This window comes from Stenotrophomonas sp. TWI377, from assembly GCF_039674525.1.
GTDB lineage: Bacteria > Pseudomonadota > Gammaproteobacteria > Xanthomonadales > Xanthomonadaceae > Stenotrophomonas.
The window spans coordinates 247,445-266,389 of sequence record NZ_JBDJNT010000001.1 but is presented as its reverse complement, the minus strand read 5'-3'; the positions used below and the strand labels follow the sequence as shown (position 1 = coordinate 266,389).

Here is an 18,945-nt window from a genome sequence, read left to right as displayed (position 1 = left end):
CGTCGCAGATCCATTCAATTCGCCGAACTATGCCCACATCGCTATAGTTGAACTTCAGGGTGGGGGATAGCTGATGGAGCGGATAAAGAAGGAACTATCGATCGCCGACGTCGCCGGCTGGGGGTCTGGCCTCGTAACGTTCGGGCTCGTCCAGGGCGCGCTTTATCTGCAGTCGTACTGGAGCCAGTTCGGCGTAGATCCATTCCAGTTTGTCGCCGTGAGCGAGATTGCACTGGCCGGCCTAGCGGGTATTGGAGTGGTGCTCGGCCTCATGCTTGTTGCCATTTTGTTGGGAGGCTGGCTGGAGGGCAAGCTAGTCAGCACCAGCCCAGATCGCAGAGTGCTCACGCGGATCGCACCAGTTGCTCTACTCATAGGGACGGGAGCGATCATCTGGTGGGCAAGCGCATGGACCATCCTGCTGGGCGGTCTGCTCACGGTTGTCTGCCTAGTTGTAGTAATGAATGCACCGGCAGTGCCCAGCTCAGTAAAAAGCTCGCCCTTGCTGACGTCCGCTGTAGCGATGCTTGTTTATGTTTCGACAGCTTCGAGCTGGTTGGGCGCTGAGCGTGCGGAAAAGATCATACAAGGGGACGGAAAGTACGTCGCAAGCGTGACGGTCGGCCCCAAGACGCTTGATGGGCTGAATCTGATTGGCCGCTTGGGCGACACCTATGCTTTTTGGGATATGGCGCGAAAAGCGACATTACTTCTGCCAGCGAGCGACCTCAAGAGCCTAGAGATAGCACGTGGACGTGCCGCAAATGCGCCAGATCGCCCGTGACCGATTCAAAGCTGATGTAGTCTTGGCTGTGACGCGTATCAGCTTCAGCCCCACATCACGGGAAGGTTGGATACCGTATTCAGGCGGTAAGTTTCCATAACACGCCGCCGGACGGCGTCGAACAGGGACGTAGCTCAATGCACACGGATCACCGCAATTACTTCAAGTTCACTTCGAAGGCCCGCCTGGACAAGTCCGTCAAAGCGCTCATCGGCATCGTCGAAGGTATCGTGATCGACGGCCAGATCAACGCCCTTGAGCTCGACTACCTCAACCTGTGGCTGGCCGAGCACGACGCCGTGCGTGACCAGCACCCCTTCAGCGAGCTCGTGCCGGTTGTCACTGCCGCGGTAGCCGACGGCGTCCTGACCGAGGAAGAGCATGCAGACATCGTGTGGCTGTGTGAACGTCTGCGCTCGACTGAGTTCTACGACGACGTGACTGCGGACCTGCAGCGGTTGCACGCCATCATGGGGGGCATCGTTGCGGACACGCATATCTCCGTGGAAGAGCTGCGCGCCCTGTCCGAGTGGATGGCAGATCACGAGCACCTGAAGACATTCTGGCCCTTCGACGAGGTGGGCAGCCTGATCACAGGCGTGCTCGCCGACAAGCAGATAGACGCGAAGGAACACGCGTTGCTGCAGGCTTTCTTCGCGGAGTTCACGCCCTTGCTTGACGATCGCACAATCACCAGTCCGCCCGTATTGCAGGGGCGGCAGATCGTTGGCCTATGCGCGGTAGACCCAGAGATCAGCTTCCTGGACAGGGGGTTCTGCTTTACAGGCGCGTCATCGCGCTTCACCCGCGCCGAATTCCAACGCGCCGTTGAAAAGCTGGGCGGATCAGCCCATTCATCTCCGTCGAAGAAAGTCCACTACCTGGTCATCGGTGCGGAAGGCAATCCTTGCTGGGCATTTGCATGCTACGGACGCAAGGTCGAGAAGGCCATTGAGCTACGCAAAGCAGGATCACGGGTCGTCATCGTCCACGAGCTAGACTTTCACGATGCATTGGCCGATCACGGCAGCTAGTGGGCACACTCAAGGGATGTCCTTCGGCACCAGCCGCAGCAGTTTCCCATCCGCGCCGTCGGTGAGCGCGTAGATGGCACCGTCTGCGGCGACCTTGACGTCACGAATGCGTGCACCTAGTTCAGCCAGCAACAGCTCCTGGCGTTCCACCCGATCACCGTCGCGAACGAGGCGTCGGATACTGTGCTCACGCAATGCAGGCACCAGGAAATCTCCCTGCCATCCCTTGAAAAGGGTGCCGTGATAGACGGTCAAGCCAGAAGGTGCGATGGACGGCGACCAGATCACCTCCGGGTCCTCGAACCCCTGGTGCTGCGTAAACGGGCTCACCCGGGCAAACGGGTAGTCGATACCGTGACTGACCAGAGGCCAGCCGTAATTGCCACCCGGTCGAAGCCGGTTGAGCTCATCGCCGCCGCGCGGCCCATGTTCGCTGACATAGATGGCGCCGGTGACGGGGTCACGCACGATGCCTTGCGGATTGCGGTGCCCTGAGGTGTAAACGGTCGCGCCGCTGGCATTCGGGGCGAGAGAAATGCGCATCACTTTGCCCAGCGAGTTGTTTTCGTTCTGGGCGTCTTCCCGGCGTGCACTGCCGTCGCCCACCGTCATCAGCACGGTGTGCGTGCCAAGAAACGCCAAGCGCCCGCCGTTATTGCCGTCGCTGGGTTTTGGCGTGGACTCGAATAGAACCTCCACCTGATCTACGGACCACTCACCGTCGGCGAACATCAGCGCGCCACGAATCAAACGGACGCCAACGCCGCGAGGATCACGGTAGCCCTGCGTCAGATAGATGCGGTGGTCTCTCTCGAAATCCGGTGAAAGGGCAATGTCCATCAGGCCGATCACACGCTCCCGCTGATATCCCGCGGGTATCCTGGAAAGGTTGACGCCCACACGTTTGCCGGCCCGGTCAATCACCTTAAGCTGGCCAGCCATTTCGGTGACGAGCAGGCTTCCGTCCGGCAGTTCCGCCAACGACCACGGCGACTGCAGGCCGTCAGCGACGATGGTGGCTTGGTATCCCGCCGCCGCAGGCGGCTGTTTCGGCGTCGGGCGCATCAACAGGAACGACGTAAGCGGCAGCAACACCAGGCAAGCAGGCAGCAGGTAAGCACGGACACGGTGCAGACGCGGCCCGCGCACGGCACGCGCCGCCAGCGCGTGGCTCACATATCCTCCGACCAGCCCACACAAGCTGAGCGCGGCGAAGCCCGGCATCTCCCGGATCGCAGCGATCGCCGGCATCGGGATCACACTGCGCAGCAGCGCCAGCACGATGGCCAGCCCGGCCACACCGGCGAGCAGCGCGCAGGGCAGGGCGCTCAACCCCAGGCGCCGCAGGCCTGCTTGCAGACCCAGCGCGAGGACGCCGCCTGCCAGTGAAAAGCCGAACATCACCGGCCCGAACCGGGCCAGATCCTCCACGGTAACGTCAGCCCGGGCCTGCCAGCCGACCTCCAGGCCGAGCTGGGTCAGCGCATGCAGATTGATCTGGGTCTGCAGCAGGCTGGCAACCGCGGCGGTAGCCAGTGTCGCCGTCAGAGTGATGGAGACTGTTCGCAACCAAGAGCGCATGCAGGGAGTTCGTCAGGACAAGCCGAAGGCGCACTGTAGCAATGGGGTCCAGTGAACCTCCAGTGATGCCCTCTGCTGAAGAATTCACGGCAGAGGAACTGCACGAAAGCGACCCTTTACGGACCGCCTTTTGAAGTGAAGAGTCTCTTTCCATGCCCAACAAGCAACTCACCACGATCAATCCGCTGACCGAAGAAGTGCTCGCCACCTATTCCTACATGTCTGACGCCGAAGCCGCCGCCGTCGTGAAGGCAAGCCATGAAGCCTATTTGCAATGGCGTCTGCGCAGCCTGGATGAGCGCGCAAAGATGATTGCGAACATCGCCAAGGCGCTTCGTGAGCGCAAGGAAGAATTTGCACAGCTGATGACCGACGAGGTCGGCAAGCTCATTGAAGACAGCCGCACCGAAATCGAGCTGTGTGCCGCTATCTGTGACTACACCGCCAAGCAGGGTCCGGTCGCTCTGGCCGATGAGGAGCGCGACGTGGACGGTGCCACAGGCATCGTGACCCACGCGCCCATCGGCGTTGTGTACGGTATTCAGCCATGGAACTTCCCGGCCTACCAGGCGATCCGCTATTCCATCGCCAGCCTGATGGCCGGCAATGGCGTATTGCTCAAGCATGCCGAGAGCTGCACCGGCAGTGGGCTGCTGCTCCGCGATATTTACGAAAGCGCCGGGCTGCCCAAGGGGCTGTTCGGGGTGCTGTTGATCAGCCACGACCAATCCAATGACATCGTGGAAAACGATCTGGTGCGCGCGGTGACCCTGACCGGCAGCGAGGCGGCGGGGCGCACCGTGGCGGCCAAGGCCGGCGCGGCCCTCAAGAAGACCGTGCTTGAGCTGGGCTCCAACGACGCCTATCTGGTGCTGGACGATGCCGACCTGGATCTGGCGGTGGCGACCTGTGTGAAAGGCCGCCTGTTCAACAACGGGCAGACCTGCGTCAATGCCAAGCGCTTCATCGTGACAAAGAAGAACTACGACGCCTTCGTCAGCGGCTATGCAAAGGCGTTCGAAGCGATCCGCATGGGCGATCCGAATGCCGACGACACCCAGCTCGGCCCCATGGTCTCCAAGGCGCAGCGCGACAAGCTGCACGAACAGGTGACCAAGAGTGTCTCCCAGGGGGCACGTCTGGTGGTTGGCGGCGAAGTACCAGACCGCACCGGCTGGTTCTACCCGGCCACGGTGCTGGCGGATGTGGCGCCGGGGCAGGTGGCCTACGAAGATGAGCTGTTCGGCCCTGCTGCGGCCATCATCCGCGCCGAGAACGATGAGGATGCGATGCGCATCGCCAACGACAGCCGCTACGGCCTGGGCGGCGGCATCTTCAGCCGCGACGTGCAGCGTGCCCGGGAGCTGGCCACCAAGTACTTCGACACCGGCATGATCTTCATCAACACCTTCGACGTGGCATCGCCAGCGCTTCCGTTTGGTGGTGTGAAGGCGTCGGGCTATGGTCGCGAGCACGGTCCGGAAGGTCTGAAGGAGTTTGTGAACGTCAAGTCGATCAAGATTGCCGCGAAAGCATCGGCTTGATTTCAGCACAGGCGCATGGCCAAGGATGGCTAGGGCGTCGATGGCGGTCAGACATCAGTGGGACACGGCAGGGATCAACTGCTCCCCCTGTTCGCTGAAACGGGCAAGCAGCGCCGGGGCTACTGTCGACACGGGTCTTCGCTACATGTCATTGGGTACGCAATAGTCAGTGACCTGCCTGACGGCCTCGCGTGCGTAACGCGTGACCCCAATCAGCGTGGCAGAGGCCATACCATTCCAATCCCCGTATCCCAACAACCAAACTGAGGGCATCGCCACCGCGCGCAGGCCGCTGCCGTCGACCTCCACCCGGCCCTTCGGGGTTACAAGGTCCAAACCCTTCAGGTGCGACAACGCCGGGCGGAAGCCGTTGCACCAGATCACCGCATCGAACGGCCGTTCGGTGCCATCGGCCCATTGCATGCCGGCGGGGGAGAAGCGGGCAGGCGGTGGGACCGCGGCGAGTACCCCTCGCGCCCGCGCGTCGAGCACCGGCGGCACCATCACGATGTCGCCGAAACCACCTGGCAGCAGCTCGGGCTCCCTGCCTTCTTGCTGCGCCTTCCATCGCTCAGTGGCGCGTTCGAACAGCACGCGGCCATCGACGTCATCGGCCAGGAAAGCCGGTTCGTGCCGGGTGATCCAGGTGGTTTCAGCCACCATCGATACTTCAGCCAGAATCTGCGCACCGGAGTTGCCACCGCCCATGATGGCCAGCCGCATTCCGGCAAAAGGCGTAGCGGCACTGTAGTGGGCAGAGTGCAGCTGGATCCCGGCAAAGGAGTCCAGCCCCTCGTACTCAGGCGTGTAGGGTTCTCCCCATGTTCCGGTGGCGCTGATCACCGCCCGCGCCAACCATTGCCGACCGTCGCTGGCCTCCACCCGCAGCCGTTCGCCGACGCGGGTGATTCGTTGCACGCCGATGGGGCGAATGATCGGCAGCGCATATTTCTGTTCGTACTGCGCCAAGTAGGCCAGCACCTCCGCACGCGCAGGGTAGGGGCCTTGGCTGGCGGGCATGGGCCATCCGGGAATGGAGCTCCAGCCCGCCGGGGAAAACAGATGCAGCGATTGCCAGGCATGCTGCCATGCGCCGCCGGGCGACGCTTGTGCATCGAGAATCACATAGGACAGCCCGCTGCGACGCAGGAAATAGCCGGCTGAAAGACCCGACTGGCCACCTCCAATTACCACCACATCAACGCTGTCCATCTGTGCTCCCTCGCGCCGCCGCGCTCAGGCGGCGTTCTTACGCTGCTGTTGATCGGAGATTTTGAGTGCATCCAGGTAGCGCTCGGCATGCGCCTGCATGCGGCTCATCAGGCCGTGTGCATCTCCAGGCCAGTTGTCCGCCTCGGTGGTGGTCATCAGCTGGCCGCCCTGCTGCAGGCCGGTGATCACGACGGGCTTGAGGTTGGCGCGCGCCGCGTAGACGGCGGCGGTCCAGCCGGCCGGGCCGGAACCGAGGATCAACAGCAGGATGTGTCGGATCGTGCTCATGACTCAATGACTCCGTGCGTCGGCAGGAAAGTAGCGCTTGCCCAGCCGCAGGGCGACATGGACCAACAGGATAAGCACCGGCACCTCCACCAACGGACCGATGACTGCAGCGAAGGCGACCGGCGAAGCCAGACCAAAGGCGGCGATGGCGACGGCAATGGCCAGCTCGAAGTTGTTGCCAGCCGCCGTGAAAGCGATTGCAGTCGTGCGTGGGTAGTCCTTGGCAATGAACTTGCCCATGAAGAAGCTCAGCACGAACTGAATGATGAAATAGAGTGTCAGCGGGATCGCGATGCGCACTGCGTCCATCGGGATGCGCAGCACATCGCCCCCCTTCAGGCTGAACATGGCAACGATCGTGAAGAGCAGCGCCGCCAGCGTGATCGGACTGATCGCCGGCAGGAACTTATCTTCATACCAACGCACGCCCTTGCGCGCCTTGAGCCAGCGGCTGGTGAGGAACCCTGCGAGGAAGGGGATGCCCAGATAGATCAACACCGCCTCGGCAATGGTCCAGAAGCTGACGTCGATCACGCTGCCCTGCAGCCCGAACACCGGCGGCAGCCACGACAGAAAGAACCAGGCATAGACAGTGAATAGCGCGATCTGGAAGATCGAGTTGAAGGCCACCAAGCCCGCCACGTACTCTCCATCACCGCGGGCGAGCTGGTTCCAGACCAGCACCATGGCAATGCAGCGTGCCAGGCCAATCAGGATCAGGCCGGTCATGTATTCGGGGTAGTCGCGCAGGAACAGCACCGCCAAGCCGAACATCAGGAACGGACCGATGATCCAGTTCTGCACCAGCGAGAGCATCAGTACGCGCTTGTCGGCAAACACCTTGGGCAGCTCTTCGTACTTCACCTTGGCCAGCGGCGGATACATCATCAGGATCAGGCCAATGGCGATCGGGATGTTGGTCGATCCGATCGACAGGCTGTGGAGCGCGCTGGGCACGCCTTCGAACATCGCGCCCAAGCCGACGCCCAGGGCCATCGCCAGGAAAATCCAGAGCGTAAGGTACCGGTCCAGGAAGGACAGGCGGGGGGAATCAGTAGTCATGGCAGGTCTCGGAAAAGCGCTTAGTCAATCTGCGCGATCGGGTCGAGGCGGGCCTTCAGCGCCACGCGGTCGTCCCAGGCGCTGTCAGGAATCTCCAGGAAGGCCTGCAGGCGTCGCTTGATGATCTGATGGGCACGATCAAAGGCTTCTGCCTTCTGGGCATCCGAACCTTCCACGCCGGCCGGGTCGAACAGACCCCAATGCACGCGGGCGAAGTCACCAAACACCACCGGGCACGCCTCGGCGGCCGCGCTGTCACACACGGTGACGATCAGGTCCATGGCAGCGGCATCGGCTTCGGCAAATTCGTCCCAGGACTTGCTACGCATGCCCTCGACCGGGAATCCTTCGCGCTCCAGCTGGGCAATGGCGAAGGGATTGACGCGACCGGCCGGCTGGCTGCCCGCACTGAAGGAGAGATAGCGGCCTTCGCCCCATTTTTTTAAGGGTCGATTCGGCAAGCACGCTGCGGGCGGAGTTGCCAGTACACAAGAACAGAACACGACGGGTCATTTGAGCGATCTCTATGACGGGGGAAGGTCAGCAGCCAGCAGGACGTTCGCAGGCTTGTTCGTCGGCGCAGCAGTTTTCGGTCAGGTAGGCCACCAGCGCGCTCATTGCCTCGAACTCGGCCCGGTAGCAGATGGTGCGACCGCGCTGCTCGGCGGTGATCAGGCCAGCGGCCAGCAACTCCTTCAGATGGAAGGAGAGGGTGGCGCCGGGAAGGGAGAGGGACTGGGCGATGTCGCCGGCCAGCTTGCCGCCACTTCCGGCCTGGACCAGCAGGCGGAAGATAGAAAGCCGGGTGGCGTGACCCAGGGCGGCCAGGGCGTGAGTTGCATTTTTATGTTCCATGATTCGAGAATAGTCGAAGCGAATAAGCAGAACAACCCCCCATGCAACACCTTCCCAATGTCGTCCCGGGCGCCTTGAACCCTCCGGTGGCCGAAAAGCTGAGCGAGCCGAATGCCGCGCCGCACCGGCCCCGCATCCTGATCTTGTACGGTTCCCTGCGCCCGCAGTCGTTCAGCCGAAAGCTGGCGTTGGAGGCACAGCGGTTGCTGGAACATCTGGGCGCAGAGACCCGAGTGTTTGATCCGCATGCGCTGCCGATGCTCGATTCGGTGCCCGCCTCCCACCCCAAGGTGCAGGAGCTGCGTCAGGCCTCGTTGTGGTCCGAAGGGCACGTGTGGGTCAGCCCGGAACGGCACGGGACGCTGACTGCCGTGTTCAAGAACCAGATTGACTGGCTACCGCTGGAAGAGGGCAGCGTACGCCCGACCCAAGGTCGCACCCTGGCAGTGATGCAGGTCTGCGGTGGCTCCCAGTCCTTCAACGTGGTCAACGCGTTGCGCGTTCTCGGCCGCTGGATGCGGATGGTCACGATTCCGAACCAGTCCTCGGTGGCCAAGGCCTGGCAGGAGTTCGATGACGAGGGGCGCATGAAGCCGTCGGCCTACTACGATCGCGTCGTGGATGTGATGGAAGAGCTGGTCAAGTTCACCCTCCTGGTGCGTGGCCGCAGTGACTACCTGGTTGATCGCTACAGCGAACGAAAGGGGGCTGTCGAAGCTGCCGCGCTTACCGCCGCGGCCGGTGTCGTCGAGACTGCACTTAATGAAAAGGAGAACGCATGAACGCTGTCATTTATCACAACCCCAAGTGCGGCACCTCGCGAAACACCTTGGCGTTGATTCGCCACGCCGGCATTGAGCCTGAAGTCATTGAGTACCTGGTCACCCCACTCAGCCGAGCGCGCCTTGCCGAGCTGATTGCCGCCGCCGGTTTGGATGTTCGCAGCGCGATCCGCCAGAAGGGCACCCCTTATCTGGAACTGGGGTTGGACGATCTCGCGTTGAGCGAGGACGCACTGCTGGATGCCATGCTGGCCAATCCTATTCTCATCAATCGACCCTTCGTCCAGACCACCATGGGCACGCGCCTGTGCCGGCCCTCCGAGGTGGTTCTGGACATCCTGCCAGCAGTGCACGAGCCCTTTACCAAGGAAGATGGCGAAGTGGTGATCGATCAGGACGGCAAGCGCGTCCGCTGAGTTGCCAAGTGGCAGGGAGAGTTCGCGAGCATGCAAAGCGCGTCCAAGCAGCCGCAAAAGCTGCCCCGGCTGATCGTTGCGCTGGGAGTGGGCCAGATCATTGCGTGGGCCAGCAGCTATTACCTGTTGGCCATTCTGGCGCTTCCCATGTCCAGAAGCACTGGCTGGATCGAGCTGCCATTGTGGGAACACAAACGAACTGCTGCGCCGTCTTTGAACGCACTTTGCTTGAAGTAATTGCAGATTTACGTGGCGCCGGGTTACAGATTTACCTGCTGCGTCAAGGGAGGCAAGACTCGGATCCACAGCCAGACCAGTCTCAGACTGCCAAACGGCATTTCGCATAATGTATATTATGTAAAGAGACTGGCAGCGGCAGTGAGGTACCACGTGGGTGTCGGCTTTCCTAATTGTTGTCATTTTTACCCTTAACCCTGCCAGCCATTGATTTAATTGAGGTTTTTGTTGCTCAGATGACAGCCATATCCAGGCCCATGAAGCGGCTCGCGGTGCTAGCGACGCAGACTTTGTCCGCCACGTCATTGACGACGGCTACGAAGCTGTTCGGCGCAGACAATGTCGAGGCGTTGGTAGTGCCTGAGTAGTGGTTTACAGGGCCATTTAGGGTCCGCTCTTGGTGGAGAACTACCTGTGCCTTACCCCCGATAAATCTTCCTAATCCCCTGCCCTCCGATGTACGCTTCCTGCCAGTACATCGCCATCGTAGAAGACGGCCAATAGATGCCCTCGCACTGGTCATGAGACTAGCCAGAATGGCCAGCGCGGTCATCCGACGATCGCTTGCCCAAAAAAAATACGGGGTAACGAGGGCGACCCCAAGTGGCTCAGAGCTTTGACTGGGCCGCCCAGTGCGGAGAGGAATAGGACGTCACGGTTTGCTCAAGAAGATGCAGTGCTCTTGCAGCCCGGCCCCTTCTCCGGAAAAGAAAGCCACGTAGCTTAAGCGCCTGAGCCATGGCCTCTGGCGTCACAGTCAAGCAAACGAGGCGGGGCTCAGGAAAACGGCGATAAGACGTAAGACCACGGTCAATAATCGTGGTATCTCGATGGGAGCTTGCTCGAAGCAGTCTTCGATAGATTACGTCCAAGCCTGACTTCGGACCTTCTAGATACTGCAAAAAAATTGCACCATCAAAGACCACGGTGCCCGTGACACCCCACCCTGCATTCGCCCGCTCCGCCTCTCTCCAAAGCTCGGGAAAGTTCTTGCTCTCTAGCCCCGGCGCGACAAGGCTCGTGGAGATCAAATACGAGTGCGGCATTGGTCGAGCTGCGTGTGGGGACAAAGGGTCTTTCGGCACGGGGAAATTAAGCATCCGCACATGCACGAACTATACGTCATCCCCGCCAGAAGCGAGGCAGGAAGATGATCAACACCGTGAAGAGCTCGAGTCTCCCCAGCAGCATCGCGAACGACAGCACCCATTTGGCTGCGCTTGGCAGCGAGGCGAACGCCCCTGCTGGCCCAATGGTCTCCCCTAATCCCGGCCCTACGTTGGACAGCGCCGTGGCCGCGCCGCTGGCGCTGGTTAGGAAGTCCAACCCTAGCCCAAGCAGAACGACCGTAATGACGGCATAGCAGACCAAAAACACTGTTAAAAATGCCACCACTGAGCCGATCACCTCGTCGGAGAGCGGCTTGCCGTCGTAGGACCGAGGAAAGACCCCATTGGGATAAAGCAGGCGTAGGAAGTGGACGCGAAGCATCACTGCCATGACCTCGAAGCGGAAGATCTTGATGCCCCCGCTCGTGGAGCCTGTGCACCCGCCAACAAACGTCAGCAAGAAAAACACTCCTACTATGGCCGCTCCCCACTGGCCATAGTCCGTTACGGCATAGCCTGTGGTGGTGACCACGGAAACCACACTGAAAGCCGCGTATCGATAAGCCTGCTCAAATCCATAGTGGCCGGATGCAGCCAACCACGTTCCAATCCCACCCACCGACACTGCCAGAAGCCCCAACAGAGATTTGACCTGGCGATCAAAGAACGCCCTACGGTCCCCAGCCAAGAACCGCACATACAAGACGAAGGGCAAGGTCCCTGACAGCATGAAGAGCGTGGCAAGCCACTGGATCCCGTTGTCTTGCCATCGACCGAACGATTGATCTGAGGTCGAATATCCGCCCGTCGCAATCGAGGTGAGCGCGTGCACGATGGCATCAAAGGGGTTCATGCCTGCCAGCCAATAGGCCACACCGGCCACAACCGTCAGACCAATGTAGGCATACCCGATCGTCGAGGCGATCTGCCGAACCCGGGGCATGGCCTTTTGCGAGCGATCTGAGGACTCGGTGCGAAACAGCTGCATGCCGCCCACGCCGAGCGCGGGTAAGATGGCAATGGCAGTCGCGATAATGCCGATGCCCCCCATCCATTGAAGCAGCCCTCGCCAAAGCAACAAGCCTGGCGGCGCGGTATCAAGACCCGTCATGACCGTGGCGCCGGTCGTTGTAATGCCGGAGATGGCTTCAAAAAGAGCGTTGGCAAGATGTCCGCGAAGCTGCGGGTGTTCCGAGAATAGAAACGGCAGCGCACTCACGGCGGAGACGGCAGCCCAGCTCAGCGGCGTCAAGGCGAAGGCCTGCCTCAATGTCAGACCCGATTTCCCCCATTTCCCACCCGAGCGCCAATAGCCCCAGCTCAGCACACTGCCACAGGCGGCTGAAACCAAAGAGGCCATCCCAAATGCTAACCAATCCCGGTTGTCGTAATAGAGATCCGCCACCATGGGCAGCAGCATGAAGGCAGCTGTTGCCAACAGCACTTGCCCAATGATCGCCCCCACCAGACGAAAGCCGTTGCGTGGTATCGACGTCTGACCTGGTGCCCAACGCATCCCGCTACCGTTCGCTTTCAAAACGACCGCCCGCCCGCTCCGCCAAGAAGCTTCTCTGCAACATCGATCTCGCCATATGCCACGACCAGCACGACCCTGTCACCGGCATTGATCCGGGTCTCGCCTGTCAGGTCAAGTGGGTGGTCTTCTCGAATGACGGCACCGACTTTAATGCCTTCTGGTAGACCGAGCGCACCGATGGTGTGCGTTAAAAGTGGCGAACTTCCGGCATCAATCGTGGCTTCAATGACTTCACCAAAGTCCTCGCGCAACGTCTGCAAACCGACAATGGCCCCTCGACGGACGTGCCGCAGCACGGTGGAGACCGTCACCGCGCTCGGACTGACGACTGCGTTGATGCCCATTCCGGGAAGAAGTGTGGCGTAGGTGCTCTTGTTGACCAATGTCACGGCTTGGCGGCAGCCCAATTTGCGCGCCAAGAGCGAGCAGAAGATGTTGGACTCGTCATCGTTGGTGACGGCAACCAGAGTTTCCTTCTGATCGACCCGAGCCTCTTCAAGCACTGACCGATCCAGCGCATCACCATGGAGCACGACAACATCGCTGCCAAGTGTTTCGGCCGCGTAGCGCGCCCGATCCCGATCCCGCTCAATGACCGTCATGCGCGCCTTTGGAAGCAAGGCCCGGATGTTTCGAACCAGGTGCATGCCCACATTGCCAGCACCTGCGATCACAAGTTCGGCAACGGGGCGCTCGCGGTGCCCGAAAAGCGCCATGGTCGCCTTGCGCCGCTCTGACCGCGCGAGTATGTAAAGTTCGTCCGCCAGCTCAGCGCGATCCTGCGGCGTGGGAATGAACGTAATACCCTTGCGGGTTATGGCGAGGACCGTGATGTGCTCAAACTTTCCGTTTGACTCGAGGTCACAGATGCGCTCACCCATCGCCGGACAATCTGGATCCGTCACGCCGATTCCGATCACTTCCAACTGTCCGCGAGCCAAGGGGAGGATCGTAAAGGCACCTGGCGTACGAAGCCGCCTGGTAATTCCCTCGGCAACCTCAGCCTCCGGGGAAATGATCACATCAATGGGCAGATGCTCAGCCGCAAACAGGCCGTTTGCATCGCGCGCGGTGTATCCAACATGGCGAAGACGGGCGATTCGGCGCTTTACTTTAAAGCGAGTAGGCGACTTGGCAGGCGACCATATTGACTTCATCCGAACGCGTCACAGCGATCAGCATGTCAGCATCCATCGCGCCAGCTTCCCGGAGCGTATCCGGGTAAGAGGCATGCCCGACGACTCCGCGAATGTCGTGGCTTTCATCCGCCCGCCTGATCAGCTCGGCATCGGTGTCAATGATCGTGATCGCCACACCTTCCGAGGCCAACTGGCGCGCGATCGTCATCCCCACCTGCCCCGCGCCGCACACAATAATCTTCATGGATAAAGGGCTGACAGGACATGTGCCAATGTCAAAAACCCAAGCTCCGAATCGGTCTGAGAAGGTCAATTTTAAAGGCCTCTGGCAGGGAGTGCCACCGTATGGCATGGACGCCAGAGCGTTGCAGCCCGCTCACCTGGTATTGACGCGCAAAGGCCTGATCGACTGGGATACTGCCCGCACAGACAACAGAGCAAGCGTCCGATGATGACAAAGTGGCGGCTGGCCCTATTCAGGATCAGCAAGAGGATGTGGTTCCGATCCACCCTCTACGGCGTGCTAGGCGTGGCTACTGCCTTGGCGGGTGCGGGTGCCAAATTCGTGCTCCCGGAGGGGCTGGCGACGCAGATTGGTGCCGATTCAGTTGGCAACATCCTTGGCATCCTTGCGGCGTCAATGCTGACGGTGACGACCTTTGCCCTATCCACCATGGTCGCTGCCTACGGCTCGGCGTCAACCAACGCTACGCCCCGCGCGTCCCGGCTCCTGATTGAAGACACGCGTGCGCAGGGCACGCTTGCCACATTTATCGGTGCGTTCTTGTTCTCCATCGTCGGGCTCATTGCGCTGAGCACCGGCATCTACGGTGACAGCGGGAGACTTGTTCTCTTTGGCGCGACCATCGCGGTCATCATCGTCATCACTGTCACGCTTCTTCGCGCCATTGAGCAGTTTTCCCGCTTTGGGCGACTTGGCGAAACGGTCGATCTTGTCGAACAAGCCACCTTGAAATCCATGAAGCAGCGCGCAGAAGAGCCCTTCCTTGGCGCTACCCCCTACGCCGGCCTCGCTCCGAGCAACACAATCGATGTCTTCGCTGCGGACGTAGGCCACGTCGAACACATCGATGTGCAGCGCCTCAACGCCGTTGCAGAACAACACGACCTCATCATCTATGTGACCTGTCAGCCCGGCACGTTTGCAACCCCAAACCGTGCGCTGCTCAGTGTCTGGGGCACCCTTCACGATGACCAGAGAACGCAATTGCTTGCAGCTTTCACCATCGGCGGCTCTCGTCGAATAGAGAACGATCCGCGTTACGGCTTGGTCGTCCTTGCTGAGATTGGTGTGCGAGCGCTGTCGCCGGCCGTCAATGATCCAGGGACGTGCATTACGGTCATCGGCACCTGTGTGCGCCTGCTGTTCAGATGGGACGCCTTGTCAACCGGATCCGAGGCCAAGGACGTTCAATATCCGTTCGTGCACATGGCTCAGCTTGATGTGGATGACCTGTTTGAAGATGTGTTCGCGCCCATATCGACTGATGCAGCAGGGTCGCTTGAAGTCAACATCAGGCTCCAGAAGGCTTTCGCCGCATTGTCTGCTGGCTGCTCATCCACGACGCGCCACGCGGCACGGCGCTATGCTGATCTGTCTCTGGAGCGCGCCTTGCAGACGCTTCGGTTCTCTCAGGATCGCGACAAGCTTCGAACCATCGCCGCCCTAGAACACAGAAGGGCGCAACAGGCTGTCGCCCCCCAGGCCGCAGCGCAACCGAACTGATGTCGATGGAGCTCAATCGAATCCACTTGGCGTTATTCAATCCTGACCGCATCTGGAACTTGGGCCAAGATTTCTACTAGGAATGACGGGCTGAGATTGGGCTGGTCGCTCCGAATGGAAACAGGAAGATCAATCTTCTTTGCGACGCTCACCAGCGAAGGGATCTCTCTATCAAGATCCAACCACCACCCCTCAGGCAATCGTATTCCATTTCCGTCGCGATCGTAAAACCGCACTCGATTGGGCACATTGCTCTCCTTCAACTTGCCGCACGCGCGATGTATCACTACTTCCGACAGTCGTCCGCCACGCCCTCCCCTCGTTTTCACGGGCATCATGGTTCTATACCGCCCCAATGCGTCCCAGTTGCCGCCTAACCATGCCGCGCGCACCATGCGGAAGATAGCCCTCGCTTGGGTGGCTCGCGCCAACGCGCTAGACTTGGACGCTTTCATTCGCAAAATGGAGGCCACGGGACACTATCGTGAAGGTATTTCCCCTGATTTTTCTGTGTGCTGCGGCAACGGCCACAGGCACAATCCACGCTCAAGCAGCGCCCGACACTCAGGTTGAACCGTTTGTCGATGTGGGTGGCGCCGTCCGGTTCAATTATGGCTGGCTGGACTACGGCCCCACAAGTCGCTTGCAACTTGAACTGCTTCGCGCAGACGTCAAAGCCGGCGCTGGTCCCTTTTTCTTATCGGCCCAGTATCGCTGGTATGACGGCTTCGATGCCGTCCATCATGCCTACGCCGGATGGAATTTCAACGACCAAACGCAGCTCAAAGCGGGCATCCAGCAGGTCCCCTTCGGACTTCTGCCTACCGTTTCCCAGAGCTTTTGGTTCGGCTCAGGCTACTACCTTGGCATTGAAGACGATTACGATCCGGGCGTGACGGTTAGCCATCGGAGTGGCGACCATCACTGGATAGCCGGCTGGTTCTCGGGCGATGAATACGGAAGCGGCTCCCGCTACGACCGATACTCCTTTGACGTGGCCCAGACCGCTGATCTGCCCTACAAGGAGCGGGAGCGCGTTCATTTCAGATACGAACACACCAGCTCCTTGCATGACGGTGAGCTGCTGCTCGGGGCTTCTGCATTCAGCGGTCAGGTTCAGAACACCACCACCCGCCGTCACTATGGCCACCAGGGTGCAGCGCTGCATGCCCAGTGGAAACGCGATGGCTGGACGACTCAGCTGCAATGGGCTCGCTACCGTTACAGCGTGCCAGGCGACAGGATTGCGATGTCAGCGTTTCTTGCCCCTTTCGAGATTGCGTCGGAAGCCGATGTCCCCAGCGCAAACGTGGCCTACTCCTTCGGTGAGAAGCGTTGGCTTGATGACATCACCTGCTACAACAACCTCAGCATGACGCGCCCGGTGGGACGCAGCCAAGGCGTGAGGGAGTCATGGCAGAACGTCACCGGATGCAGCCTGCAAAAAGGGATCATGTTGACTTACGTAGACTGGATTGCTGGCAAGAACATGTGGTTTGCAGGCGGCGACGGCATCGGAATCGATGACGGCGGCCCCTCCCGCTGGCATAGCCGACTCAACCTCAACATCGGGTTCTATTTCTAAGCGCAAGTCGCACTCCTGCTTCAACGATCATCAACCGGAGGAATTTATGCAGAGCCTAGCTCCGCCATCCACTCCTGTTCGCCAGCGCATCTTGCCGCAGGTGTTCATTCCCACTGCGGCCATCGTGCTTTTACTGTTGGCGCTATCCATCTTCGTTCCAGAAAAAGCGACGACTTGGTTCACAGCGGCCAAGAACTGGACCGCCAATGACGCGGGCTGGTTCACCATCTTATCGGTCGCAGGCTTCCTGGTGTTTGTGGTCGGTGTAGCGATCAGTGGCTACGGGCGCATCAAGCTCGGCCCAGACCACAGTCGCCCTGATTACAGCTATGCCTCCTGGTTTGCCATGCTCTTTGCCGCAGGCATGGGAATTGGCCTGATGTTCTTCGGTGTGGCTGAGCCGATCATGCACTACGCCACCCCGCCGACAGGCACGGCCGAGTCTGCCGAGGCAGCTCGCCAGGCGATGCGTATCACCTTCTTCCATTGGGGCGTGCATGCGTGGGCCATCTACGCCGTTGTTGCGCTGGCACTGGCCTACTTTGCCTATCGCCACAACCTGCCGTTGCGGGTGCGATCAGCGCTCTATCCGCTCATCGGAGAACGCATCCACGGCCCCATCGGACACGCGGTGGATACGTTTGCGGCCCTTGGGACCATCTTTGGCCTGGCCACGTCGCTTGGCCTGGGGGTAATGCAGATCAACTCCGGACTGAACTACCTGTTTGGCCTGGAAGTGAGCACCGTCGTGCAGGTGTCGTTGATCGGCATCATCATCCTTGTGGCGACAGGGTCGGTCGTCGCTGGACTCGACAGTGGTGTCCGTCGCCTGTCTGAGATCAACATGATCATGGCCGTGGCACTGCTTGCATTCGTGCTTGTCTGCGGCCCCACTGTCCACCTGATGCAGGCATTTGTCCAGAACACCGGCATGTATGCCTCCCAGCTCTTTTCAATGACCTTCAACCTGTATGCCTATGAGCCAAGTGGCTGGCTTGGCGGCTGGACCTTGTTCTACTGGGGTTGGTGGATTGCGTGGTCGCCCTTCGTTGGCATGTTCATCGCCCGCATCTCGCGAGGCCGCACAGTGCGTGAATTTGTGGTTGGCGTCTTGCTGGTGCCACTCGGTTTTACGTTCCTTTGGATGACCATCTACGGCAACTCCGCCTTGTTCATGGTCCGCTCCGAAGGTGTTCAAGAGCTCGTCACGGCGGTGTCAAATGACAGCTCCATGGCGTTGTTTGAGTTCCTGCGTCACCTTCCACTGACGATGATCACCTCCTCGCTTGCCGTTGTCCTTGTCGCGCTATTCTTCGTCACCTCCGCTGACTCCGGCGCCCTGGTCATAGACATGCTGACCTCAAAAGGTGAGGAAGAGTCTCCGGTTTGGCAGCGCATCTTCTGGGCGCTACTGGTCGGCGGCATCGCTGTTGCCCTGCTCATTGCAGGCGGTCTTGAATCACTCCAAGCTGCGACTATTGCCAGCGCCCTCCCCTTTACGATCGTCATGATCTTGATGTGTTGGGGGCTTCTGAAAGCCATGCATCTGGACGCAACCAAGCGCTCGATTTCTCGTGATGCACGATTGCTTCCGGGCACCAGCGACGATTGGCGCGCCAGGCTCAAACTCCTCGCTCATAACCCCGTCAAGATCGAGGTCGTTGGCTTTATCAAGGATCAGGTGCTGCCCGCACTCCAAGAGGTCGCAGTGGAGCTGCGCAAGCAGGATCTTCCGGTTGAAGTTACCCAGGGAGAGGATGGGCGCGCCTGGCTTCGCGTAGGCCATGGCGAGGAAATGGACTTCTTCTACTCCGTGCGTCCCCAGCCTTACGAGCCGCCCACCTTTGCGTTGCAGGACCCGCGTCGCCCGGTGAGCGAGGGCACCCGCCACTATCGGGCTGAGGTCTACCTGCGCGAAGGCGGGCAAGACTACGACGTTATGGGCTGGCCAAAGGTGCAGTTGATCCACGATGTGTTGGACCAATACGAGCGCCACCGCCAGTTCCTGGATCACGTTCGCTGATCAATGCCCC

The 18,945-nt window shown here is 60.3% G+C and carries 18 protein-coding genes and 1 pseudogene; 9 read left to right on the top strand and 10 right to left on the bottom strand.

The genetic code is table 11. The features are described from left to right. Positions 1–73: 73 nt before the first annotated feature. Together ABE546_RS01150 and ABE546_RS01145 are read left to right on the top strand one after the other, a co-directional pair. Positions 74–784, top strand: coding sequence for a hypothetical protein (locus tag ABE546_RS01150; RefSeq protein WP_346462353.1), 711 nt, complete (start codon positions 74–76; stop codon positions 782–784). A gap of 137 nt (positions 785–921) precedes the next feature. Next, complete coding sequence (locus ABE546_RS01145; RefSeq protein ID WP_346462351.1) at positions 922–1,818, top strand: BRCT domain-containing protein; 897 nt, start codon at positions 922–924, stop codon at positions 1,816–1,818. Positions 1,819–1,827: 9 nt separating this feature from the next. Here ABE546_RS01145 and ABE546_RS01140 read toward each other — a convergent pair whose 3' ends face one another. Next, complete coding sequence (locus ABE546_RS01140; protein WP_346462350.1) at positions 1,828–3,399, bottom strand: PQQ-dependent sugar dehydrogenase; 1,572 nt, start codon at positions 3,397–3,399, stop codon at positions 1,828–1,830. Positions 3,400–3,551: 152 nt separating this feature from the next. Here ABE546_RS01140 and ABE546_RS01135 point away from each other — a divergent pair, with 152 nt between their 5' ends. Further along, the gene (locus ABE546_RS01135) at positions 3,552–4,943 is read left to right on the top strand and encodes an aldehyde dehydrogenase family protein (protein WP_346462348.1); all 1,392 of its coding nucleotides are present in this window, start codon (positions 3,552–3,554) and stop codon (positions 4,941–4,943) included. Positions 4,944–5,084: 141 nt separating this feature from the next. Here ABE546_RS01135 and ABE546_RS01130 read toward each other — a convergent pair whose 3' ends face one another. The 5 genes and pseudogenes from ABE546_RS01130 to ABE546_RS01110 form a co-directional block, all read right to left on the bottom strand. Next, positions 5,085–6,155: an ArsO family NAD(P)H-dependent flavin-containing monooxygenase gene (locus ABE546_RS01130; protein ID WP_346462346.1), complete on the bottom strand. Its 1,071-nt coding sequence runs from the start codon at positions 6,153–6,155 to the stop codon at positions 5,085–5,087. A gap of 24 nt (positions 6,156–6,179) precedes the next feature. Beyond that, positions 6,180–6,443, bottom strand: coding sequence for an FAD-dependent oxidoreductase (locus ABE546_RS01125; protein ID WP_346462344.1), 264 nt, complete (start codon positions 6,441–6,443; stop codon positions 6,180–6,182). Positions 6,444–6,446: 3 nt separating this feature from the next. After that, positions 6,447–7,505 carry an ACR3 family arsenite efflux transporter gene (gene arsB / locus ABE546_RS01120; protein WP_346462342.1) on the bottom strand — a complete coding sequence of 353 codons (1,059 nt, stop codon included), beginning with the start codon at positions 7,503–7,505 and terminating at the stop codon, positions 6,447–6,449. Between the two features lie 20 nt (positions 7,506–7,525). Beyond that, positions 7,526–8,018, bottom strand: a pseudogene (locus ABE546_RS01115) (arsenate reductase ArsC). Between the two features lie 27 nt (positions 8,019–8,045). Then, on the bottom strand, positions 8,046–8,360 hold the full coding sequence (locus tag ABE546_RS01110; protein WP_046272489.1) for a metalloregulator ArsR/SmtB family transcription factor: 315 nt from the start codon (positions 8,358–8,360) through the stop codon (positions 8,046–8,048). A 41-nt stretch (positions 8,361–8,401) separates the two neighbouring features. Here ABE546_RS01110 and arsH point away from each other — a divergent pair, with 41 nt between their 5' ends. The 3 genes from arsH to ABE546_RS01095 are packed head-to-tail and all read left to right on the top strand — an operon-like array spanning position 8,402 to position 9,795. Next, on the top strand, positions 8,402–9,142 hold the full coding sequence (gene arsH / locus ABE546_RS01105; RefSeq protein ID WP_346462340.1) for an arsenical resistance protein ArsH: 741 nt from the start codon (positions 8,402–8,404) through the stop codon (positions 9,140–9,142). After that, entirely contained in the window at positions 9,139–9,558 is a 420-nt protein-coding gene (arsC, locus tag ABE546_RS01100) for an arsenate reductase (glutaredoxin) (RefSeq protein ID WP_346462338.1), read from the top strand. The genes arsH and arsC overlap by 4 nt, the downstream gene beginning before the upstream one ends. 30 nt (positions 9,559–9,588) lie before the next feature. Beyond that, complete coding sequence (locus ABE546_RS01095) at positions 9,589–9,795, top strand: hypothetical protein (protein ID WP_346462336.1); 207 nt, start codon at positions 9,589–9,591, stop codon at positions 9,793–9,795. 608 nt (positions 9,796–10,403) lie between these two features. Here the strand turns inward: ABE546_RS01095 and ABE546_RS01090 are convergent. From ABE546_RS01090 to ABE546_RS01075, 4 genes are all read right to left on the bottom strand, one after another. After that, entirely contained in the window at positions 10,404–10,841 is a 438-nt protein-coding gene (locus ABE546_RS01090; protein WP_313218366.1) for a BLUF domain-containing protein, read from the bottom strand. 76 nt (positions 10,842–10,917) lie between these two features. Continuing rightward, complete coding sequence (locus ABE546_RS01085; RefSeq protein ID WP_313212797.1) at positions 10,918–12,324, bottom strand: TrkH family potassium uptake protein; 1,407 nt, start codon at positions 12,322–12,324, stop codon at positions 10,918–10,920. Between the two features lie 113 nt (positions 12,325–12,437). Next, a complete protein-coding gene (trkA, locus tag ABE546_RS01080; RefSeq protein WP_313218365.1) occupies positions 12,438–13,598 on the bottom strand; it encodes a Trk system potassium transporter TrkA in 1,161 nt (386 codons plus the stop codon). Further along, positions 13,555–13,824: an NAD-binding protein gene (locus ABE546_RS01075; protein ID WP_313212801.1), complete on the bottom strand. Its 270-nt coding sequence runs from the start codon at positions 13,822–13,824 to the stop codon at positions 13,555–13,557. Before ABE546_RS01075 ends, trkA begins: the two co-directional genes overlap by 44 nt. A 249-nt stretch (positions 13,825–14,073) precedes the next feature. Between ABE546_RS01075 and ABE546_RS01070 the strand changes: the two genes are divergently transcribed. From ABE546_RS01070 to betT, 3 genes are all read left to right on the top strand, one after another. Next, on the top strand, positions 14,074–15,327 hold the full coding sequence (locus ABE546_RS01070; protein ID WP_346462334.1) for a DUF2254 domain-containing protein: 1,254 nt from the start codon (positions 14,074–14,076) through the stop codon (positions 15,325–15,327). A gap of 484 nt (positions 15,328–15,811) precedes the next feature. Next, the gene (locus ABE546_RS01065) at positions 15,812–16,912 is read left to right on the top strand and encodes a hypothetical protein (RefSeq protein ID WP_313212629.1); all 1,101 of its coding nucleotides are present in this window, start codon (positions 15,812–15,814) and stop codon (positions 16,910–16,912) included. Positions 16,913–16,958: 46 nt separating this feature from the next. Further along, positions 16,959–18,935, top strand: a complete 1,977-nt coding sequence (gene betT, locus ABE546_RS01060; RefSeq protein ID WP_346462332.1) for a choline BCCT transporter BetT — start codon at positions 16,959–16,961, stop codon at positions 18,933–18,935. Positions 18,936–18,945: the final 10 nt, after the last annotated feature.

What these genes read in the sequence shown, in the direction of transcription:
- ABE546_RS01150 (WP_346462353.1), top strand. Translation starts at nt 74, where the DNA reads ATGGAGCGGATAAAGAAGGAACTATCGATCGCCGACGTCGCCGGCTGG.
- arsH (WP_346462340.1), top strand. Translation starts at nt 8,402, where the DNA reads ATGCAACACCTTCCCAATGTCGTCCCGGGCGCCTTGAACCCTCCGGTG.
- ABE546_RS01090 (WP_313218366.1), bottom strand. Translation starts at nt 10,841, where the DNA reads ATGCCGCACTCGTATTTGATCTCCACGAGCCTTGTCGCGCCGGGGCTA.
- ABE546_RS01070 (WP_346462334.1), top strand. Translation starts at nt 14,074, where the DNA reads ATGTGGTTCCGATCCACCCTCTACGGCGTGCTAGGCGTGGCTACTGCC.
- ABE546_RS01110 (WP_046272489.1), bottom strand. Translation starts at nt 8,360, where the DNA reads ATGGAACATAAAAATGCAACTCACGCCCTGGCCGCCCTGGGTCACGCC.
- ABE546_RS01075 (WP_313212801.1), bottom strand. Translation starts at nt 13,824, where the DNA reads ATGAAGATTATTGTGTGCGGCGCGGGGCAGGTGGGGATGACGATCGCG.
- ABE546_RS01085 (WP_313212797.1), bottom strand. Translation starts at nt 12,324, where the DNA reads ATGCTGCTGCCCATGGTGGCGGATCTCTATTACGACAACCGGGATTGG.
- betT (WP_346462332.1), top strand. Translation starts at nt 16,959, where the DNA reads ATGCAGAGCCTAGCTCCGCCATCCACTCCTGTTCGCCAGCGCATCTTG.
- ABE546_RS01145 (WP_346462351.1), top strand. Translation starts at nt 922, where the DNA reads ATGCACACGGATCACCGCAATTACTTCAAGTTCACTTCGAAGGCCCGC.
- trkA (WP_313218365.1), bottom strand. Translation starts at nt 13,598, where the DNA reads ATGAAGTCAATATGGTCGCCTGCCAAGTCGCCTACTCGCTTTAAAGTA.
- arsB (WP_346462342.1), bottom strand. Translation starts at nt 7,505, where the DNA reads ATGACTACTGATTCCCCCCGCCTGTCCTTCCTGGACCGGTACCTTACG.
- ABE546_RS01140 (WP_346462350.1), bottom strand. Translation starts at nt 3,399, where the DNA reads ATGCGCTCTTGGTTGCGAACAGTCTCCATCACTCTGACGGCGACACTG.
- ABE546_RS01135 (WP_346462348.1), top strand. Translation starts at nt 3,552, where the DNA reads ATGCCCAACAAGCAACTCACCACGATCAATCCGCTGACCGAAGAAGTG.
- ABE546_RS01130 (WP_346462346.1), bottom strand. Translation starts at nt 6,155, where the DNA reads ATGGACAGCGTTGATGTGGTGGTAATTGGAGGTGGCCAGTCGGGTCTT.
- ABE546_RS01095 (WP_346462336.1), top strand. Translation starts at nt 9,589, where the DNA reads ATGCAAAGCGCGTCCAAGCAGCCGCAAAAGCTGCCCCGGCTGATCGTT.
- arsC (WP_346462338.1), top strand. Translation starts at nt 9,139, where the DNA reads ATGAACGCTGTCATTTATCACAACCCCAAGTGCGGCACCTCGCGAAAC.
- ABE546_RS01125 (WP_346462344.1), bottom strand. Translation starts at nt 6,443, where the DNA reads ATGAGCACGATCCGACACATCCTGCTGTTGATCCTCGGTTCCGGCCCG.